General features: G+C 72.0%; 4 protein-coding genes. All 4 read right to left on the bottom strand.

All coding sequences use genetic code 11. The features are described from left to right. Positions 1 to 50: 50 nt before the first annotated feature. The 4 genes from OG928_RS45915 to OG928_RS45900 are packed head-to-tail and all read right to left on the bottom strand — an operon-like array spanning position 51 to position 22,445. Positions 51 to 11,405, bottom strand: coding sequence for a LysM peptidoglycan-binding domain-containing protein (locus tag OG928_RS45915; RefSeq protein WP_331767969.1), 11,355 nt, complete (start codon positions 11,403 to 11,405; stop codon positions 51 to 53). Then, a complete protein-coding gene (locus tag OG928_RS45910; protein ID WP_406291960.1) occupies positions 11,402 to 12,901 on the bottom strand; it encodes a hypothetical protein in 1,500 nt (499 codons plus the stop codon). Before OG928_RS45910 ends, OG928_RS45915 begins: the two co-directional genes overlap by 4 nt. Further along, positions 12,898 to 16,440: a hypothetical protein gene (locus OG928_RS45905; protein WP_331767967.1), complete on the bottom strand. Its 3,543-nt coding sequence runs from the start codon at positions 16,438 to 16,440 to the stop codon at positions 12,898 to 12,900. Before OG928_RS45905 ends, OG928_RS45910 begins: the two co-directional genes overlap by 4 nt. Continuing rightward, entirely contained in the window at positions 16,437 to 22,445 is a 6,009-nt protein-coding gene (locus OG928_RS45900) for a hypothetical protein (RefSeq protein WP_331767966.1), read from the bottom strand. The genes OG928_RS45905 and OG928_RS45900 overlap by 4 nt, the downstream gene beginning before the upstream one ends. Between the last annotated feature and the right edge of the window lie 3 nt (positions 22,446 to 22,448).

Here is a 22,448-nt window from a genome sequence, read left to right as displayed (position 1 = left end):
GCTCTGCCGGTCCTGCCAGTCGACGCGATTCCGGCAGCGTGCGGGACCGGCTACGTTTCCACGGAACCGCCTTCTCTGTGTGGGGGAACGACGTAGATCAGACGGTCGAGGACGAGCAGTGGTCGGCTCGTGCGCCCGGGGAGATCCGAGGACAGGGTCAGGGAGACAGACCAGGAGGCACCGTTCGGGTTGGGGTGCACGGAGTCCTTCCAGGCGCCGGCGGCGGTCGCGACCGCTGTCGCGATCTCCGGCGCGAGCGGCTGGTGCGGGTACAGCCCGACCGGCCACCAACTGCGGATCTCACCCACCAGATCGTGACCGTAGGCGAGTTGGACGGTGACAGGCGGACCGGTCGCCGTGCCGAACAGCTCGGCCAGCGCAGCGGTCAGCGCGACGTCGAGATCCGCGCCGACGAGCGTCAACGGCTGTGCCACCGCGAGTATCGGCGTGGCGATGTCGGGAGCGGTGATCGGCGCCGTGCGCATCACGAACGCGGAGTCCGTGGTGATCCCATCGATCAGGTGCTCGTTGCGGTGCACGACCAGGCTCGCCTGGCCGTTCTGAATCGTGGCCACATTCAAGCCGGGCCACCCGATCCGCAGGGTGGGCGTGCCGTCACTGTGGAGCGGATCCGGCGGAAGGTAGCGGAGCCGGCCGTCGCGGGGCCCCTGCGGATCCGGGCGCAGCGCGATGAAGCTGCCGTCCGCAGCGCGCCAGGCGACGTCGGGCCAGGCGCCGCTCGGCGACGGTTGCGGCCGGTCGTCGAGCGCGAGTGTCACGGCCACGACCGCGGGCTCGGTCTCGGCGCCGTCGTCCGGCAGTTGTCGGCTGAGCTTGACCCGGAAGCGGTACGTCTGCGCGCTCGCGCACTCGTCGGCGAGCGCGGTCGTGGGCGGCGACCAGTGCTGTTCCCACGCGGTCGTGATCGGGGTGATCAACTCGACGGCGCTGTGCGCGATGTGATCGCGCACGTCGGCGCCGAGGGCGGGGGTGGTCTGCGCGTACGCCCCCATCGAGTCGCGGACGCGGTCGGCGAGCGCGGCGTAGCACCAAAGGGCGGCGGCAAGGTCGCTCGCGACGTTCGTGGCCTTGACGGTGGGGGCCTCGGGGACGTTGAAGCTCACGGTCACCAGTACCTCGTCCTGTGCCGCGTGCTCGTGGGAGTAGGTGAGCGCGAACGTCCACAGGGCGGCGGCGGTGAGCGGCGGCGGGGTCTCGGAAGACGTCGGGGAGGCGGTCTGAGCGATGATCAGCGGCAGACTCGGCTGCAGGCGCAGGGGGATCGGGAGCTTGAGGGAGCCCAGGTCCCCCTGGATGACGCCGGTCGTGTAGGCACCGGCGAGCGGCCGCACGAACGTGAGCCATCGCCCCGCCCGTCCGTCGTCGGTGGACGTCAAGGTGGGCATGTCCTGCTCGAGAGAGTCGACGACGTAGCCGAGCGCGCGGGTGTCGATCTCCTGGCAGTGCGGTGGGTCGGCGATCGTCACGAGGAAGGTCGCGAACGAACCGGTGGGCCCCAGTGCGGTGGGCGCCTCGGTGAACGTGACATCGGTGCCTGCCGGGTCGGTGCCCGCTCGCGGAGCGCCGTGCAGCCGAGCGGTCGGCTGCGGCGGGTCCGGGTAGGGCGAGACAGCGGTGGTGTCGTACTGCACCGCGAGCGCGATGTCGTACGCGCCGGCGAGGCTCGTGTCACATACGCGGGTGAGTTGCCGAGCGGCGGCCTCCGCGCCGGCGACCGAGTCGCCGACGTCCGTGCCGACGAGTACCGGGGCGAGTCCGGCGGACATCGCCCGGCCGAGACGCCGGCGCAGCGCCAGCAGCGATTTCAGGTCGTCTCTGGACGCGGCGTGCGCGTACATGCCGCAGGAGTACACCGCGGATACGAACAGGTCGAGGTCGGCGAGCAGCCGCCGGGCCCAAGGCTCGACATCGACTCCGCCGAAGCTCGCCGGCACCGTCCCGGACAACTCGCCGGTTTCGGTCAGGACCGGCACCGGTACGCCGGTGCGGCTCTGCGGGTCCGGATACAGCGGGCGCAGCGCGAGGCATCGCGGCGCCTTCTCGGACCTGCCGGGATAGGCGACAGGTGCCTTGAGTTCGACCGAGGAGATCCCCTGGGGACCGAAGTCGACGGCCCACAGTTCCGGCGCCTCGCCGGTCGCGTTCGTGGTCGCCAGGCGCAGGTTCGGAAGCGCGGTCCGGCACTCGTGGATGAACGTGTCGAGAGTTCGCGGCTGTCCGTCCAAGGAGTCGCATGGGGCAGGCACGACCGCGTCCGCACGCTCGACCGGGCCGTCGTTGCCCGGCGTCGTCAGCGCGGGGTCGATCACCGCGGGGTCGCGCTGGAGTCGAAGCGCGCAGGTGAACGGGAAGGCGGGTGCCGCGAACGGACCGACGGCGGCACCGAGATTGGCCGATACGGTCGCCGGTGGCGGCGGCAGCAGCGCGCGGGCGCCGCCGCGGTACAGGGCGACGTGGCCGGTCACCGCCCGCAACCCCGAGATGTCGACGGCGACGCCGCGCGCGGAGAAGCGGGACAGGACGGCGTTCAGGGTGTCCTGCGCGACGGTGACCTCGCTCTCCCCGCCCGGTTCGGTCAGCGTCACGCCCTGCGCGAGGACGCCGACGAGCGCCGCGTTGGCCTGCGCGAAGGACACCGGGTCGACCCCGTAGGCGGCGGCGACGTCGGCGGCGCTCATCGTCGCCGACGGGGCGCCGGTCTTCGGCCGCAGTGATGCGGCCGGGCAGACGAGTAGGCCGCCGACCGCGAGGAGGCCGGCGACGCCGGCGATCGCGGCGACGACGGCGGCGAAGTCGATCCGGCTACTCTGCGTGCTCAGGCGTTGGTAGACCGTATCGAGCGTGTCGGTGGCGGTGGTCGTGGTCGAGTAGGCCCGATCGTCGATCGCAACGGTAACGGTCCGGCCCGCGACGAGGGTCGCCGGCATGTGACGGTTGGTCCGCGCGAGCGACAGCCCGTCGGTGCCGAACTGGGCCGCCAGGATCGTCAGCGTGTCGTCGGCGAGGACCGCGTACGGGATGCTGACGCCTGTGCTCGGAAGCACGACGGCGCCGGGGATCACCAGCGCGTGCGCGGCCGACAGCGTCAGTGCGGTGTTGGCGGCGAGCAGCGCACCCGGGGTGGTGGCGAGACTCATCGCGACCTGGGACAAGGACTCGGGGTTGCTCGGCACGAGCGGGGCCGGGCTCCACTCCCCCAGCGTCAGCGCCGTCCCCGGCGGGTAGGGACCCCGAACGTCGACGTTGAGGGCGGCGACTTGGTCGATCCGGCCGCCCGCGAGCGAGGCGAGCGTGCTGCTCTCGCCCGCGACCACGTGGGTCGTCCGTAGTCCGGAGCCCGGCGCGAGGATCCCCGGTCTGTCGCTGTTCGCTGCCGCGATCTCGCCGATCGTCGCCTCGAATCCGGCACGCTCGAACTCGCCCCGAACATCGGTGAAGGATGCGCCCTGTGCGCCGACGACCACCGTGTGGCCGAGCGCCGAAAGGGTGAACCCGGGGGTGAGCGCGCGCGCGTCGGCGTTGTCGAGCGCGAGTAGGACGGGGCTCGTCGAGTGCTGCCCGGCGATGTCGGCGAGCGTCAGCCGGGCGGCATCGGCGCCCACGGTGAACGCGGTGTCCGGGACCGCGAGGACCGTGCCGGGAGTCAGCGTCGGTCCGTTCGCGTTGGCCGCTGCGGCGAGCAGCGCCGCGGGGGTCGGGCGCGGCGAGCCCGACGGCACGCGGGCAATGATCGAGGTGGCGCTGTCGCCGAGTCGCACGGTGGCGGTCGCGGTGACGGCGAGCTGCCGGCCGGCGGTCACCAGTGAGTTCAGCGCCGCGCCCGCGTTCACCGCGGCAATCGACTCGGCGCTCGTGCCGAAGCTTGTGATCACCTCCGCGAGCGTGTCGACGCCGGTCGCCGACGCCGGCTCCAGCGCCGCGGCGGCGGTCGCGAACAGGTGCCCCGCGGCGGCGTAGCGGACGAGCGGCGCGGTTCCCTCACTCAGCGGCATGGCCATCGCGCCCGTGTCCGCGCCGGTCGCGAGGGGGGAGAGGATCGAGCCGCTCAGTGTGGGCTGGACGAGCTGTAGGTAGGCCCGGGCGAAGCGGATCGCGTGGCCCGCCGCCGTGTCGGCCGCCGGACCGGGCGTGCCGCCGGGACCGGGCAGGGCCGCCGCCGGCTGGGGGCGCACGGTGATCGAGGCGATCACGTCGGCCGCCGGCCGCGCGACGCTCCAGGTGGCGGTCGTCGCCGGCCACGAGCGCAGCCCGATGAGCGGGTCCGTGTAGCCCATCCGCACGGTCACCTGCTTGCCGAACGGCTCCGCGGAGACGTTTCCGAGCACGTCCTGGAAGCCGACTCCGAAGGTCGCGTCGGCAAGCGCGTCGGCGGCGCCGAAGCCTCGATACGGATCGCTCGCGGGCGGCGGAAGCCCGGGCACGTCGGGAGCGACCGACGGCGGGCCGAACGATGCCACCGGCACGACCTGCTCGTAGCGCCACAGGGCAACCGGATTCGTCGGGGAATCCGTCAAAGGTTCGCCCAGGGCTCGTGCGGCGCGGGCCTGCCGGTGGCGGACCCACAGCGGCAGCCGCAGGCCGTCCTCGCGCAGTGGCGGCAGCGGCGGCGCGGTGCGTGCGGTGCTGTAGGCGCCCGACAGGCTGCTCGTCACAAGACTGAAGCGTTGGGCGAGGCGGGCCTGGGCCTGGCCGGGCGGAGTCGGGGCGGAGTCGGGGGACGGTGGGCGGGGGATCGTCAGGGTGATCCCGGCCGCGCCGGGCGGGACGACCGCCTGGCGAACCAGCTCGGCGGGGAAGCGTCCGACGTCGTGGGCCTCGAGGTAGAGCGCGTGCCGGGTGGCGTCGAGCCCCGGCCCGACCAGGGCGCAGTTGTCGGTCTTCAGCAACGCGCGGCCCTCGGGTGCGGCGGCCTGTTGCCGGCACGAGATGGCGATGACCCACAGCGTGAGCGTGCCGTCCTGGGTGATCGCCCCGGGCGGGAGGTCGTCGCCCTGCACGGTCACCAGGTGCAGGAAGGTACCGCGCTGGGCGCCCGATCCCTGCCACAGCAGGGTGAGAAAGTCGGCCGGTTCGGACAGGCTCGCGGTCAGCGGGGCGGGCGGGCCGGCCGGTGACGTGTCGGTCGCCAGGTCGGTGCGGATCAGGAACGTCGCCTGTGGGTCGAGGGCCGGCACGGCCAAGCCGGTCGGGTCGGCGGCGCCCGGGACCGGCGCGATCGCCAGCGCCACGTGGGTCTGCGGCGAGAACATTCCCGCAGTATCGCCGCCCGGCGTCGGCAGCAGGTCGCGGTCGGCCCCCTCGGCCTCGAGCAACTCGTAGACGTTCGTGAGCCCCGGCACGCGACGCGCCGACAGCGCGATTCGGGTCGCGAACGTCGAGTCCGGGATCGCCGTGTGCGTGGAGACGTCGGTGGCCGTGTGCGGGGCGGCGAACAGGTCGAACGGCGTCGTGTCCCCGGCACGGGCCTTGGCGAGCACCGTGGCCGGGAACGGCCACAGCGTCGGGTTGCCGCCCGCGCTGTCGGACGCGCCCGGGATCGGCAGCACCGAGGCGCTCTGCAATTCGACGCGGTGGTCGAGGCCGTAGGTCCGTGGCATCTCGCCCACGACCGGGATCGGGTCGGGACCGCTTTCGGGGGTGATCGTCAGACGTGATTCCGGGTAGTGGGCGGCGAGTTCGGTGTTCGTCCACGAGTAGTCGATTGTTCCCACGCCGCGTTCGGCGTCGAGCACGAGCCAATCGAGGTCGGGGTCGCTCGGGTCGGTCTTGGTCACGGTCGCGTCGAGCGAGCCGGCGCCGTCGAGCGGCGGCGCCGGAAGCTGCTGGCCGCTCAGCTCGGCGAGTGCGGTGAGCGGCCCCGTACCGCGGACGTGACCCCGCACGGTCGTGGGTTCCGGCAACCGGACTCCCTGCAGCAGCGACCGCGACACCTGGTGCGAGATGTCGCTCAGCCGGGTGCCGCCGCACGTCTCGGCAACGAGTGTCTCGATCGACTGCGCGGGCAGTTGCGAGAGCTTCAGCGGTGTGCCGGCCGCGAACAGGTCCCGCGCCCCGGTGACCTCGGCACGACTCCCGAGCTCGGCGACGGTCAGGCCGGCTGCGGCGGCGATCGCGGCGAGGGTCGGATAGGCGGTGCCGGCCGTGAACGGCAGCGAGGAGATCGTCAGCACCGACAGCGGATCGAACACCGGCGCTGCGGCGAGCCACCCGACGAGCGTCGTGGAGGTGGTGATCAGGCGGGTGGCCAGCGAGTCGAGTGTCTCCCCCGGAAGCACGGCGACCGGACGGGCGGGGACGGTGATCCCGTTCTCGGGCGTGACCACCACCTCGGCTCGGAACCGGGTCCAGCGTGGATCGTCGTAGGCGCTCGGCGATTGCGCGAGCGAGAGCGCGGCGCCGATCCGCAGCAGCGTGTCGCCGGTGACCGTGATGTACGTGGTCCCGGTCGTGTGCGTCGGCCCGTCCGGGACCTCCAGGGTCAACCCTTTGGGCAGCGGCTCGCCAAGCGGCAACTCCCTGAGCCGGTCGACGTTCAGGTCGGCGATCCTCTGCGCGTACCATCCGCTCGACGGCGCGCCGACGTCGACGAAGTAGCGCACGTAGACGATCCCGGCGACCAGGTCGAGGTTCGTCAGGCCCGGCAGCGGTGCGGATCGAGCCGGTACCGCCACCAGGGCGCCCGCCAGCAGCACCCGCCTGTCCGACAGCGCGGCGTCGGCGATCAGGCGGGTCGGGTCGGCGGCGCCGTACAGCCGCGTCGAGATCGTGTCCAGTGAGTCCAGCGCGCGTACCTGGACACGCACGTCCTTGACGTCGACGACCGCGCCGGTCGCGAGTGCCACATCGGCGTTCTCGATCGCCAGTGTGGCGCCGGTGACGCCGACGGTCACCTCCAGCCGGTCGCCCGGGGCAAGGGTCGGCAACCGGTCCGCGAGTCCCGGGTTGCATGCCGCCAGCTCGGCAACTGTCGCGCCGAGACAGGCGGCGACCGCGGCGACCGTGTCGCCGGGACGAACGACATAGGTGACGGTGTCGCGCGGCAGCAGCCGATCGTCGGCGGCGAGCGCGTCGAGTGACCCGTCGGCCATCGGCACGGTGCGGTCGACGAGCGTGCCGGCGGCCTGGCGGACCGCCTCGCGGGTGACCATCAGGCACCAGTCGCAGAAGACGCTCGAGGCGATCGACCGGTACTCGGTCGGGTCGTCGTCGGTGGGCTCGGGCCCCGGTTGGCCGGTAACCGGTGAGAAGTCGCTCATATAGGCGCTCGCGTCCCGGAAGTAGAGCGGTCCGGTCCTGTTGTGGAGCGTCAGGTCACGCCGACCTCCGGGGGTCAGGGTGATCGTCACGAACGGCGGTACGGGCAACGCCATCGCGCCGACCGTCGGGACGCCGGTGGCACCGCTGACGTTCAAGACGATGTTGCTCTTGAAGAACGTCTTCAGCGGAGCCGGCGAGAACGGGGTCTTCGTCCACTCCGGGTCGGCGAGTCGAGTCTCGAGCCAGGTGAGGCTGCCGGCGGTCACCTTGCCCGACTCGTTGCCGGGCGTCGTCGCCAGCGCCCGGCGCAGCAGCGCCTCGATCAGGACTGCCGCGGGCGGCGGGTCGTCGAGGGTCGACTCGGGTGCGGTGGCGGCGCGCGCGGTGCGGGCGTCGGCCCGAGAACCGTCCGCGGCGAACAGCGAGAACGCGACTCGCCAATCGGGGCTCGGCTCTTCGCTCGGCGGCGGGGAGGTGCCGTCGGCCCATCGCAGCGGGGGGCCGGCGATCGTGAACACCGGCAGCAGATAGGCGGCGACCGTCCTCGGCGCCTCGAAGACCCGCGTCGCCTGCTCCCAGAGCGCGTCCGCGACCCGTCCCTCGGTCAGCGCCACCGCGGCCGCGTGCTGAACGGCCGCCAGCCGCTCCGGGGCCCGACGCAGCGGCGCCTGCGTCGGCTGCCCGGCGGCAAGCGCCCATGGCGGCTGCGCGTCGGAACCGATCCGGAAGCCGGCGCTGTACCGGACGCTGAACGAGAACGAGATGGAGAGGCCGAGGATCTCGATCTCGGCCTCGGCCTCGACACTGACCTCGAGCGCGAAGATCGTCGCGCGGTATGCCTCGAACGTCACGCCGGCCTGGGCATGCGCCTCGATCGATACGAACGCCTTGACGACCGCGAAGTCGACCTCGCCGTACAGCCGGCCGTGAATCGCGGCGACACCTTGGGCGTAGTGGTAGCGGGCCGAGTTCGTGCCGCCCTCGGCCTGGTACCAGGCGAGCACGCCCTGGAAGATCACCTCGACCTCGACGTAGATCCCACCCGAGAGCGGGCCGATGGCGATGTCCTTGCCGACCCCGATCGCCAGCCCGAGCCCGAGCTCCAGCACCGGCGAGAACGTGCCACCGACGATCGCGGGCACACGAGTGGAGGTAGCTCCGTCCAGGACGCCGAAGTAGACCCCGCCGCGGCCGATGAACGGGAACACCTCGACCGCGAAGGAGCGCTCGAAACTGCGGTTGTGGGGAAAGCCGAGGTCGATCAGGAAGTTGCCGTTGGTGTAGATCTCGACGACGGCGACCCCGAGCGTGATCGACACCGCGCCGAGTTCGATGTGGCGGAACGCCTCGGGCAGGGACAACTCGGCCCGGAACATCCCGACTCCGCCGGCGAGCCGCTTGTACAGGATCTCGAACTTCAGCCCCGCGAGCGGCCCGGCGCGCTCACCGCGAAGCGCGATGGAGAGGCCGTAGACGTTCGGGTCGCTGAACACGAGCGCGAGGTCGACGGTATCCATCACCGAGATGTCCAGCGCCGTGAGCCAACCACTCGCGGGGTCGAAGACCATCGGTCCGCCCGCCACCGGGTCGACATCCCCGCCTGGGCGCGGCTGCATGTCGGCGCTCAACCGCTTGATCGCCTCGGTGACCGTGGTCGGTGGTGAGGAGAGTCGAATCCGCTGGCCGAGAGCCAGGTAGCGCAGATCGAGCAGTTGCTTGCCCTTACCCGGGACGTCGGGCGGCGGGTCGTGCACGACATCCCAGCGCAGTGCGTCCGGCCCCCGGTACGGTCGGCCGAGCAGGTCGCCGGAGACTTCCAGCTCGACACTGTTCTCGCCGTCCGGGCGGTAGTGGTAGCGGACGCCGACGGATTCCAGATGAAGCAGGACCAGGTCCGCATGGACCGCGTAGCTCAGCTCGATCAGCGACTCGGTCGGGTCGATCGTCAGCGTGAAGCATGAGAGGTCGATCGCGAGCAACTCGTCCCACGGCGGGTCGAGGCGGAAGTCGAGCGTCGGCGCCGCCAAGCGGACGAGCTGCTCGATGATCTCGCCGAGCGTGATGCCGCCGAGCTGCAGGGCGATCAGGCGGTGGCACGGGTACGCGTCGTGCGCCTCACGCCAGGAGATGGTCGCCAGCAGCCACAACTCCCCGAGGTGGACCGCGAGTGCGTAGCTCGGCTCGGGGATCCCGATGTCGCCGGACAATTCGACCGCGAGCCGGTTGATCCGAAGGCTCGCCTTGGCCCTACCGGTGGGGGTGGCCCTCGCCGTGGCCACCGCCAGTTCGATCTCCGCCCCGGCCGCGACTTGGACGGTCGTGTCCAGCAGCGACACGGGAAACCGCGCGGCCAGCGCGCCGGCCAGCGACCACGACCAGGTGGTGTCGCCTGTGTCGATCCGTCCCTCCAGTCGCTCGACCGTGAGCGCTTGGAACTCCTCGGGCGCGGTGCCGACGAAGGCCGCGATCAGGTCGCCGACAGTCGGCTCGTAACCCGGCTCCAGGCCGCCGGAGAACACCCAGCCAGGGCTCGGTCCGGATGGCAGCTCGGCGTCGAGCGCCAACACCGCGATGTCGTCGTCCATCCGGCTTCGGAGCGCGAGCCGGCCGCCGATCCCAGCGGAGATGTGCGACTGGCGTGCCTCGACATGGAAGCGCAGCTCGGTCAGCGACAGGTTGTCGAAGAACGGCAGTTGCCAGTCCGTGGTGATCGTCGCCTCGGCGCCGTAGGTCTGGCCCGAGGGGTCGGCGAGCATGCTCAGCTCGGTGATCTGCATCCCGTTCGGAACGGCGAGCTGTTCCGTGCGGCCGAGCAGCGTCCGGAGCGCGGTGGCGACATCGATCGGGGTGTCCTCGCGCAGGCTTCCGGTGAGCACGAAGTGCGGCAGGGTCGCCGCGAGGTCGAGCGTGGGCGGGTTCTCGCCGGTACCGAAGGCGATCGAACCGAACACGCTGCCGGAGACGACGGGCGTCAACCCGCCGTCTTCTTCGCATCGGATCCGCGCCAGCACCCAGCGGGTGCCGACGTCGATGAGTCGCAGGCCCGGGACGGGTGGCCGCCACGGCTCCGGCGATTCGATCGTGATCGCGAGCGTCCGCAACTCGTCGGGGATCGGCGAGCCCTCTTGACAGCGCATGACCGCCTCGACCTCGGTCAGGCGGAAGGTGTCGAACCCGGACAGTCCCGGAGGGACTACCAGCGACCCGACCGGCATGTCGAACAGCGAGGCGATCGCTGCCAGCCCGCCGCTCATTGGCGGGCCGTGCTCGATCTGGGCACTCAGCACCCAGTTCGTGCTCGAGACACGCAGCGGCGCCGTCAGGTGCACCGTGATCGTGTCGGTCAGGGACACGGTGCCGATGAGGTCGAGTTCGCTGAAGGACTCACGCTGCGCGACCTGGGGGTCGAGCCCGGTGACCGCCCGCAAACCGATGCCGAGTTCGCGGACCGCCGACAGTCCCGACAGGTCGAGGCGCGAGCCGGACGCGATACCGCGCAGATCGAGGCTGATCGGTTGGCCGGCGTCTGCCCCGAGCACGAGGTCACCGTCGAGGTCCAGTGGCCACGGGGACAACCACTCGGCATACGCCGCCAGCGGCCCGCTCGGCTGCAACTGCCCGCGCAGACGCAGCGTACCGCTGCCGCTGCGCGCGACGAACGTGGCTCCTCGCACGGCGACTTGGGCCAGCACCGAGCCGGCCCAGGTCAGTCCGGGGCCGTCGGTTCGTGCCTCCAGCGTCGGCGGCAGCGTCGGGAAGGTGGTCGCGAAGGTCCAGTCCGGCGTGGTGATCGCGAGTGCGAGTTCGAACTCGATGCTCGTGCTCGGGGCGGTGACCGACAGTGTCGCGGCGATCGGGATCGGTGGGAGCGTCGCGCCGGCAAGTCCGTACTGCCCGCTTCCGGTGAGCGTGAGGGCGTCGCGTGTGCGACTGATCGCCGCCGCCGTGAGCGGGTACGGCCCGGCGATGCGCAGCGCGGCGAGCATCCCGCTCAGAGATGCCAACGCCGGGTTTCGGGAAGCGACGAAGAGATCGATCGTCTGGTTCGGGGCCGCGCCCTGAAGGCTTGCCAGCAGAGCGGCGTAGACGTCCTCAAGCGGTGAGTCGAAGACCGTGGGCACGCTCATGGGAGTTGTCGCAGCCGGGACGGCGGGGGTGGCGGGGACGGGGGTTCGTAGTCGGGTGGCTCCGGCTCCGGCTCCGGCAAGGGGCCGGACGAGGACTCGGCGGGGCCGCCGTCGGTCGGCGGAGCGGAAGGAACGACAACGAACCCCTCGGAAGGCAGCGGTCCGTGCACCGCCTCGACCGCCGCCCAGTACTCGGCGTTCGCGCTGGTGCGCTCGCGCACGACCTCCAGCGCGGTGGTGCCGTCTTGCCTGACGATGAAGCCCCACGAGATCGCGCGCGGCGGTGGGGGCTTGAACGCGCTTTCCCCATCCTCGCGTGCCTCCCATGGGAAGGCGATCGGGATCGGTGTGTGGGGAACTTCAGCGAAGTAGTCGGTCGTGTACACGTTCTCTGTGGTGCGGACCGTGTACCAGCTCTCGGACGGCGGCCAACCGGCGCCGGCCGGCTTGGCCTTGCTCGATGACACGGTCAGTGACCGCTCGGGGAAATAGGCGGTGTAGAAGTGCTGGTGGCTCGCCTCCAGCGCTGGGTCGAAGTACTGCGGGTAGGGCCGCAGGTTGGCGCCGAAGTCCTTGATGACCCGAGCCGAAGGGTGCCTGAACGTGCTCCTCTCGCCGGCACTGGCGGAGATCGTCTCGGCTTTCACCCAGCTGCAGAATTCCTCGACCACCCCTTTGCCGGCGTCGGACTCCCCCGAGCCGGTCAGGTCGTAGGTGGTGGTGTCGCTGCCGTGATGCGGGAGCGTGAGCATGTAGGCGGCGGCGCCCAGCTTGTCCCGGACGTCTTCTCGCGCGAGTAGCTCGTTGCAGTGCGCGAGCGACAGCCCGGTCGCATCACCGGTGGCAATGATGGTCCGGCCCGCGAAGATGGCGACGGTCACGATCGAGCGGGTGTTGATCGCGAAGCCTCCGTCGGGCAACTCGGCGCGCAGGCGCTTGCGGCCTACGAGCGGGATCTTTTCTGCGGTCGTATTGGCGCTCAACGCCCACAAGTCGATCTTGCCGCCGACCCTTACCAGGGGTTTCCAGCTGGACTTTTTCTCCTTGAACGAGCTGAAATCGCTTCCGAGCCTGGTGATAATCTCCTCTTGTCCTCTGGGGCGATATTCCTTGAGCTGGTTGAGGTAGTTCACCGCCTTCCCCTTCTGGTATTTGCCGAAGTCGCCGCCAAAGATGATCTTCTTGATGGTCAGCACCGGCTTGGTCGGACTCTTGGTGCGCGGCGTGTCGAAGTACTCGAGCAGCGAGGAGATCAGGTTGATGTGGTCGGAGTCCGAGTGGGAGAGGATCACCGCGTCGAGCACGGCGCCGCCGGTCATCTCCTTCAGCCGTCCGGCGATTACCGCCGCCGACGGCCTGCCTGCCGTCGTTTTCCACTGTTCGGAGCCGACATCGATGATTGCGGCGGCCGTCAAGGAGTCGTCGCTCTCACACAACTCGATGTAATTCGCGCTCCCCTGGCCGACGTCCATCACGCAAAAGCGCATGTAGCTCATCGCATGACCTCCTTGGTGGTGGGCTTGCCGCCGACGTAGGCGGCGTACCAGCCGACCACGCGCCGCTCCTCGGTGCCGCTCGAGCCGAACAGCACCAGGTCCGTGGTTCCCGGTGGGAACGAGAAGCCGAGGATCGACAGGCCCAGCCGACGCAGGCGCAGCGCGTAGCTGCGCACGCCGGGTGTGAGTTCGGCGGTCTCGAACTGGAATGAGCGAAAACCGACCTTCAGCACGCCCTGGAGCGGCCAGCTGAACGAGCCGTTGGCATAGCCGGGGAGCTTGAGGCCGACAAACACCGGGCGGTCGTCGGGCTCGACTGCCGGGCCCCACGCGGCCAGGAGGTCGAGCGTCAGCGGTTTTCCGCCCGAAAGGGCACCGAGCGTACCAAGGTCGAGCGCGTAGATGAGGCCGAACCACGGGCCTGGGAGTGGCTGCTGCTCCATCCGGGCCGCGATCGAGACGTAGCCGAGTTCTTCGGGCGGACTGCCGGCGTCTCCGGCGACGAACCCCGTCGGCGTCACCGGAAAGCGCGCCACGAGCGAGTTCGCGCGCGCGCGGCTCCCCGCCACGTCGAGCGTGACCGCGGTGAGGTCGGTGGCGAACCGAGGCCGTGCGCAGGCGCCGAGCGAGAAGGTCATGTCGACGGCGAGGCCGTCGAACCGCAGCCACCCGTCGACCGGCGGATCGCCGACGGTCACCCCGTACCCGAACGGGTCGAAGTACGGAAACTCGATCATGCGCAACGCGCCCGCGAGCACGAATCGCGTGGTCGCCTCCCCGACACCGACGACGCCGTCGCGGGTCAGGACGAGCGCCGAGGAGATGTCGATCGTGTCGAGCACGGTCGCGCCGGCGCCGTATCTATTGACTCCCTCGAGCGCGAACACGCAGGTGGGGGAGCCATCGCCCGAGGTGTGCAGGCTCCCGGTCAGCACCAGATTGTTGCCGTGCGCGGGATCGAGCTTGGTCAGTCGCGCGCCGAGCAACTCGTTGACCATCAGCTCGACACGGGCGGCGAAGCCGGTCAGGGCGGCGTTCACGAACTGGGCGGTCAACCGCAGGGTCTTGAACGCGAACGGAACCGGATGGGGATCACTGGGGTCAAGCGTCAGGTCGTCCGGGTCCTCGTAGTCGATCAGCCCGAAGACCGCCGTCTGCCGGAGCGCGATCTCACCCCCGTCGACCTCGACCGGAGTTGCCGAGAAGCCGATGTGGTGGGCGTAGAACCTGTTCTGATCGATGCCGCCGGCGACGAAACGGATCGTGCTCGGCAGCCGCACGACGTCGACCGGCGCGTTCACGAACAGCACCCCGTTCCAGTCGGGGTCGGCGACGATGTCGCGGTAGAAGACGGCGTATGGGTCGTCGCGAGGCACGGTCGGGTCGTTCGCGCGCGCCCTGGCGGCGGCGAACATCGCACGCAACTCGTCCTGCGTGCCCTGCTCGCCGGTGATCGGCAGCGCCGCCGCGGCGCGCCAAGCCCAGGCGGCCGCGTCGTCGACCAAGTCCTCGAGGCTACGGTGGGCGAACTTCAGCAGTATCACCGTGGGTGCGTCCTGGGCGGTCGGCGGAGACTGCTGGGCGCGCCAGGCGCGGGGCGAGAGCTGGATCGCCCAGCCCGACATCACCGCCTGCGAGAAGCCGCCGATCCGAACCAGCGTCGACACGTGGTCCGGCGCGACCGGCCGGATCGCGGCCACGAAGGTGGCTTCGTCGTCGAACCGCTTCGGCACTCCGTCGGGCATCACGATCGGGCGCAGCCGGTCGACCACCGCCGGCGGCACGTCACGAGCCGCCGCCATCCGCAGGCCGACGTCGTCGAGTTCGTAGGGGATCGACGAGTCGGTCATGTACACGTCGGGGTTCGCGATGATCGCGAACAGCTCCGCGGCGGACAGCGCCGCGCGCATCTGCGGGCCGAGCGAGGTCAGTTCGATCCGGCCCTGGGGGGTGGCGGGCATGTTCGCGATCACGAGCGAGTCGACCTGCCGGTCGCGGACCTCGATCAAAAGGCCCTGCGGGGTGACTGCGGGGGCGCCGCGTCCGGATGCGCGGGGGCCGGTCGCGATACTGCCGAGCGCGAGCCGCCGGGCCGGCGCCAGCGCGGCATCGACCCGCAGCACGAGCTCTTGATCGGACACGTCTGCGCCCGCCGGCAGCGCCACCGGGACGGTCGTCGGCGGCGGACCGGCGCCGGCCGTCCACGACGGCAGTGTGGCCGCCGGCAGCTCGAGGTAGTCGAGGAAGCCTGCCGGCAGCACCGAGATCTGCTCGCTGTAGAGCGGTGCCTGGACAGGTTGGGCGTAGTAGCGCAGCCCGGGCGCGGCCGAGGTCGCCGGCAGGATCACCAGATGGGAGGTGATGGCCTCGTCGCTCAGCAGAGGCGTGTCGGGCCCGGCCGCCGGCGGCTGGGGAGCGGCACGCAGCGCCAGCGCCGGCCGGCCCGCGCTGAAGAACGCGATCCCGGTGGTACCGGGAGGAAGCGTCGCGTATTCCTGCGCCGAGCGGCCGAACGTCACGCGGTTGTCGCTCGTACCCTCCGGTTCGTCGACTGCGAGGGTGAAGGCGCCGTCCGGACTCAGGTGATAGGTGAACGCGCTCTGATCACCGATCGTCAACGGCGCGCGGCCGAACACGAGCGCGGCCGGGCGCAGCGGCGCCTCGGCCGCGCGCGGGGTGAGCGTGGTCGCGTGGCCGCTGCTGGTGCGCAACGTCGCCGCCAGCGTCGATGCGCTGCCGCCGCCGCTGTCGTCGAAGAAGCCGAGTCGGCTGCGCACGGTGCTCAGCGGGTGCAAGGGGTCGTAGCTCAGGTGAAGCGAGATCGCCGCCGTGCCCTGTGCGATCACGCTCATCCCGAGCACATCGACGCCGTCGCCCGGAGACCCGTCCCGCTGTGGGGCCGCGAAGCACAGCTGTGTCCGCAGCGCCGCGAGCCCGTCGCCGCGACCCGCCGGCAGCGTGATCCCGGCGCGCAGGCAGCCGACGCCGACGCCGGTGAACGCCAGCCGGGCGGTGGCCGACTCGGCGGCGAACGAGCCGCCGGGCGCCTTCAGCGTCAACGCCGCGATGGCGATCCCATGGCCGAGCGTGCCTGGCGGCATCTGGGTCAGGGCCGTCCCGCACGGGAGCTCGACCGCGTACTCGCCGAGCGCCGTCGTCGCGGTGCGGAGCACGCTCCAGGTGATCGCCGGCCCCGAGCCGCTGCACGCGCACTGCACGGGCCACAGGCGCCACCGCGAGTCGGGATCGTTCGGGTTCTCGATCCACAGCAGCCGGACCCCGCCGCTCGGAGGAAGGCGCTCCAGCACCTCGGTCAGGGCTTCCGAGAACGCCTTCGACGACGCCGGCACGGACCCCAGGAACACGTAGCAGCCGCCGGCGTCCTGCCACGCCTGGTCGAGAGTCACGGTCGCGCCGAAGGCGGCACCGTCGCTCGGCCGGTAGCCGGCCCAGAACGGGACGGGCGCGTCGCCGCTGCTGGACAACGCGTACAGCGGCGGCTGCGAGACGACCCGGTCGAACGTGGGCGCGGCGGTCATGCCCGCGCGCCCACCGTGAGGCGGTCGCCGTGCAGCAGCGGCAGCGACAGGGCGTCTCGTTGGTCGAAGGTCCGCAGTCCCCCATAGTCCACGCGCACCCTCTCGTAGGCTCCGGCGTCGTAGCGGGTGGGGTCGAGCACCGCCGGTCCGAGCCCCCGCTCGAGCGTGACTCCGAGCAACTCGGTCGCCGCGTGCGGCGGGCGGCGGGCGAGTCGATCGAGCACGTTGCCGACGGTCGTGCCCACCGGGACGAGTTGTTGGGCGCCGTCGACCGTGACCCGGATGGCGAGCTTCAGCACGCTGCGCCCACGAAAGTAGGCGACCGCGACGCCGGGACTCGGCGCCGGTTCGCTACCGGAGATCGCGTGGTAGGTCGCGGCGGCGGCGATCGTGAACTGACGGGTGGTCTGTGCTTCGGCGGGCGGCGTCGCCGGCTGCGCCTGGGCGGGGAAGAACAGGCGGTAGAACGGCTGCCGGAAGGTGGGGTGGTAGAGGTCGACGGCCTCGGCGGCGCCCGATTGGAGTCCGCCGGTGCTTTCCGGGGTGGGCGCGGTGATCACGCCGTTGGCGGTGAGCCAGGACAGGAACGCGTCGAAGCCGAGCAGCCACGTGGCATTGCCCGGCTGCGGTGCGCTGTCGAAGTAGTCGTCCACGTCGTAGTCGAGGGCGGCGCCGTTGGCGTAGCCGGACGCGTAGGCCGGCGGGCGGTTCGAGGACATCAGGTCGAATTCCGAGGAGGCGACCCGCAGCACCAGCCCTGGCCGCAGATCCGCCGAGCGGCCGGCAGGGTCGAGGCCGTACGCGTACAGCAGCGTCTCGGCGAACGTCTGCGGCATCAGCCGCGACACGAGCTGCTGGAGTTGGACGATCCCCCACGGCGTCGCGCCTGCGTCTTCGGCCCCGGTCAGCAAAGCCGTGTACGCGCTCCATACGGCCGTGCGGATCGCCGGGGCGTCGGAGAAGTCGAGCGCCGCGCCGCCGATCTTCAGCAGGTAGGGGAACGCGGCGCTGTGGGCGCGGTCGGTGTTGGCGGTGATCTGTAGCGCCGGTGGGTCGTTGCCGCTGTCCGGTGGAACGGGCAGGCTGCGAAGCGGCCCGATCTCGGGAAGATAGGCGGTCGTCGGGGCGGGCGTCAGCGCGAGCGTCGAGGCGCGGAACACCCGTGGGCGGCCGTCGCTGCGCAGGTAGATCCCGGGACTGAACAGTGGCCGGGTGACCGGCGGGCCGGTGCTTCGACCACGCCGGGCCTGGAGCACGAGTTGCCAGTCGCCGGTCGTGTCGGGCAGCGTGACCGGGAAGCGCAGTGTTCGTGCGTCGGCACCGGCGTCGGCGGTCGCGGCGGGCTGGGCCCGGCCGGGGGCGACGACGCTTGCGCGGTACCCGCCGCCGTCCACGCTCGCCCCTTCCCACGCCAGCGCCGCGCTGATGCCGTCGTAGTCGCAGGCGCGCAACGCGGGTTGTGCGGTCAGGACCTCCGCCGCCGGGCCGTACGGGCCGGTCAAGGCGACCGAGGACACCGTCGCGCGGGCGCGGACGGCGACGCTCAGGCCCCACTGGTCGGTGATCGCGACCGGTGGCAGCGTGGCGGTGGTGGTTGTGGTCTGTACCGGCGCGCCGAGCGGCTCACCCTGGCGCAGCAGTTGCACCGCGTAGCCGTCGGCGGGCGGGCTCACGACCGGGGTGAAGGTGACCGTGGCCGCTCCCGTGAGCGGGTCGACAACGATGCCGGTGACCGACGGCGATGTCGGCAGGGCGGTGGCCGGTGCGCTGGGCGGCCCGGTGACGGTACCGAGGGTCGGCGCGACGGTGACCGACAACTCGCCGCCAGCGCCCGCGGGCACTGGGACGACGGCGGTGGTGGAGGTGACCGTGCGCCGCGCGAGCACGCCGTGCCCGTCCGAGACCGTGACGACGTAGCCGCTCGGCGCAGGCCCGCCGGGCGGTGCGGTCCAGCTCGCGATCAGCCCGGGATCATCGAACGTGACCGACGTGATGGCCGGGGAGGTGAGCAGCGCCGTAAGCGTGCTCGTGGGCGGCCCGAAGCCGGTTCCGGCGGCTGCGGCGACCGTAACGGTCGCTCCGGTCGGCACCGGGTCGAGCGCGTTCGACCAGGACCCACCGCTGACCCGGAACCGCTGGACGGCCCTGCCCTGGAGCGTGAGTGTCACGATCGCACCGTCGACGCGCGGGTCGCCGGGCCCCTTCCAGGTGGCGGACAGGACGCCGCCGGCGAAGCCGAGCGCGACTTCGACCGGCGCGCCGAACACGATCGGGGCGAGCCCGCTCGGGGGTCCGAGCGCGACGCCGGCGCGGGCCCGCAGGGCAAGTGACGCTCCTGCCGGCGTGCCTGCGGGGAGGTTGATCAGCGCAGGAGAGGTGGTACCGATCTCCGGCATGGCGACCACGCCGCCCGCCATGAGCAGTGGAACAAGCGCGGCGGTCCCGGTCGGGGCGGTGAACGTCGCCGTCACGGCACCGCCGGTCGCGTCGGTGGCGAGCTCCAGCGTCGGCGCGGCGGTGACGAGCGCGAGCGTTGCCGACGGCCCCACGGCGACGCCTGCGCGCTGCGTGACCGTGACGGTGTACGAAACCTCGGCCTCGGCCGGGAACGACAATGTCGCGGAGCTGCCGCGCACTTCGACCTCGGCGACCGTCCCGGCGCCGGTCACCGTCACGACCGACTGTCCCGGCGGCGCCCAGCTCAGCTCGAGCCGCGCGCCGTCGTAGCGAGCGGCGGCGATCGTCGGCGCCGCGATCGGCGTCGGCACCCGCGTCGACCAGGGACCGGTCGCTCCGTTGGCGCTGACGCGGGCGGCGACCGTCACGGGGCCGGCGCCGGGGATGTCGAACGTGGCGGTGCCGTCACCACCGACCGCTTGGGTCGAGGTCGGGTTCCCGTTCACCCACAACCCGGCAGTGAACGTCAAACCGGTCGCGCCCAGCGCTCCGGGACCGACCGCGACGACGAGCTTCGAGCCGCACTCGACCGCGGTGACGATCGGAGCGGCGAGGAGTACGGCGGCGCACGCGGCCGGGCCGGTGGCGATCCCCGCGATCGCGCTTACGGCAAGGGTGTACGCGGCCGCGGGGTCGATCGGGCCGTCGACCGGCAGGGGCAATCGCGCATCGCCGACTGGCGCGGGAACGATCGCGCGCGTGATCTCGGTGCCATCGGCAAGCAGCGCCAGTGCGTAGTGGTCGGGCGCAGGCGCGCCGCCGGGAGCGGTGACGGCGACGCTCAGGGTGCGGCCGTCGAATCCGGGCCGCGAGAGCGTCGGCGGGGCGAGGACGGCGGCGACGTGCGCGCACTCGGGCCCGGCAGCGGCGCCGGCACGGGCGGTGACGCCGACCGCGTAGCTCGCGTTCGGATCGATCGTCCCTGGAGCGAGCGTCGCGGTCGTGCCGGCGACGACGGCAGTCGAGACCATCGTGCCGTCCTTGTACAGGGTCGCGAGATACGCGTGGACCGTGCCGGGAACGGGAGTCCACGAGACTTCGACACCGCCGTCGGCGAGCGTGCACACACCGGTGATCACCGGCCTCCGGCGGAGGACGGGAAGCCTGTTGCCGATCGGCCCGCTCGTGTCGACACCGGTTGCGCGGATCGCAACGTACAGCGGCACGAGCGGGTCGCTTGCGATCGTGGGGATCGCGACCGATGGCCGCAGCGTGTCGACCGCAGCCGTCCGCGGCGGGTAGCCCGGGCTCGTGAACACGCCTTGCAGACCGGTGACCGCGCCGCTGGGCACCGTCGGGCCGGTCCAGGTCAGCGTCACGTCGGTGCCGGTGACGACAGCCGACTCCAGCGCCGGCGCATCCGTGGGCAGTAGCGGCCCGGTGGCGGCCAGGCACTCCGCGACGCCGGCGAGCGCATCGACCCGGACTGTCGTCCGCGCGGCCGGGTCGAGCGTCGCGGCAGGCGTGAGCACCCCGGTCAGCCCGGCGAGGACGACGCTCCCGAGCTGTGTGCCGGCGCTGACGATCGAGAGCCGATACGCCGTGGCGACCGTGGCGTCGAGCGCCTCCTGCGGCCATGCCCACGAGGCCGACAGCCGCCGACCGTCCCAGTTGGCCGAGACGATCGAGGGCAGCGTCGAGACCAGCGCGATCCGGGCGGCCGGGGAGGAGCCGGCGGGACCGGTGGCCGTGACCGACAGCGTCAGTGAGACCGTCGGGCTGATCAGCGCGGCGGGCAGCGTCACCTGAGCCGAGGTGCCGGGCAGGGCCGGGAAGGTGGATGGCTGTCCGCTGCTGGGCGTGACCACGAGTGTCGCCCCGGTCACGGCGCCGGGCGGGGCGTCCGGATTCGTCCATGCGACCGTCAGTGTCGTCCCGGTCAGCTTCGCGGAGCGGATCGACGGCGCGACTGCGACGACGGGCGTCGGCGGGCCGAACGGACCGCCGACCCGGACGCCGGTCGGCGGGCCGAGCCCCCGCGCGCGGACCGCGAGCCCGGTGGCGCCGGCCAACCCCGCGTAGGTGATGGTCGCGACCGGCGCGCGGCCCGCGTCGACCGGCGCCGAGCGTGCGACCACGACTTCGCCCTGCTCCAGCACCGCCACGTAGCGGGAGATGCCCGCGGTCCGAGCCGGCGGCACGATCGTCGCGTTCACGCAGCCGTCGCCGAGCGCGACCGCGCTCACCGTCGGCGCGGCCGAGATGAGCGAGGCCGAGTCGCCTGCCGGCCCCTGGCTGGGGGCCGGGAACGCGCTCCAGCGCAGCGCGGCCGAGTACGCGGCGGCCGGATCGAGCGGCACCGCCACCGCGGCGGTGCCGCCGCCGCCTTGCGCCTCCGCGACGGTCACGCCGCCCTGGGTCACAAGCAGCGTCGCCAGGGTCGCGTTCGTCGGCGCCGCGGCGCTCCAGGCGACGTTCAGAGTGCGGCCGTCGTAGTCGGCGCTGTCGAGCGCCGTGCCCGCGGCGACTACGGGCACGGCGGCGCTCACGGCTCCCTGCGCGACGCCGCGCAGATTGGCGACGGTGGCGGTACAGGCCGAGGTCGCCGGCAATGGCGGGCTGGGGGTGACAGCACCACTGGCGGCGCCCGGCACCGAGGTGCCGCACACGGTTTCACCCGCCGCGCTCACCTCGATCCGCGCGCCCGTCGGGTACGGCGGGCCGAGCCGGTTCTCCCAGCACAGCGCGAGCTTGCTTCCCTCCCAACGGATGTCCCGGATGACCGGGCCGACGACAGCCAACTCGACCGCCGGGCCGAGCGGGCCGCGTGCGGTTCCCGCGATCCAGAACGGCCGCACCGTCCAGGCCTTCGCGGGGTCGAGTGCCGCAGTGACCGCAATCCGTACGAGGAGCCCCGGCGTCCCGACCTGCTGGGAGACGGGCCGGTCGTCCGCGTACAGGATCGCGCCCGCCAGGGAGCCGTCCGGCACGGGGCCGGTGAGGATCGCCCGCACCAGGTTCCGGTCCTGGTCGTAGGCGACGGCGCTCAGCTCCGGCGCGATCGTCACCAGCGGCTCGACCGTGGGCGGTCCGGTCGAGGTGCCGAACGCCGCGCTCGCGCCGAGTGTGTATCTGCCGCCCGGGTCGAGCGGGGCCGGCAGCGTCAGCGTCCCCGAGCTGCCGAACAGCAGCGCCTGCGCGATCGGGCTACCGGTGCTCGCGTCCACCGCGGTGACGTACGCCCCGTTGACAAGTTCGGTGGTCGGCAGCGTCCAACTCGCCGACACCGCCAGTGCGCCGTCGTAGCAGACCGCCGGCGACCGCAGGCGACCGACGACGAGCGTCATCGGCGTGCCCCACTGCCCGGGGACACCACCGTCGTCCACGGCGGCAGCCGCGACCTGATAGATCGGCCCCGGAGCGAGCGGACTCGAAAGAATGACCGAGCCGCGCACACCGAAGCCGGACCCCTTGGCGAGCAGCGTGTCGCCCTGCAGCACGCCGACGCGGAAGAACGTCGCTCCCTGGACCGGGTTCCACTGTGCGTTGACTTTCAACACGCCGTCGTAGGCGGCGATGGTGATCCTCGGCGTCTCGGTCTCCGACATCGG

Source organism: Embleya sp. NBC_00896, from assembly GCF_045207785.1.
Lineage (GTDB): Bacteria > Actinomycetota > Actinomycetes > Streptomycetales > Streptomycetaceae > Embleya.
Note: the sequence above shows the minus strand (reverse complement) of the source record. Positions and strands in the feature narration are given on the sequence as shown.

Bases quoted from the DNA above. Each gene is read 5' to 3' on its own strand.
- OG928_RS45905 (WP_331767967.1), bottom strand. From the start codon at position 16,440: ATGACCGCCGCGCCCACGTTCGACCGGGTCGTCTCGCAGCCGCCGCTG.
- OG928_RS45915 (WP_331767969.1), bottom strand. From the start codon at position 11,405: ATGAGCGTGCCCACGGTCTTCGACTCACCGCTTGAGGACGTCTACGCC.
- OG928_RS45900 (WP_331767966.1), bottom strand. From the start codon at position 22,445: ATGTCGGAGACCGAGACGCCGAGGATCACCATCGCCGCCTACGACGGC.
- OG928_RS45910 (WP_406291960.1), bottom strand. From the start codon at position 12,901: ATGAGCTACATGCGCTTTTGCGTGATGGACGTCGGCCAGGGGAGCGCG.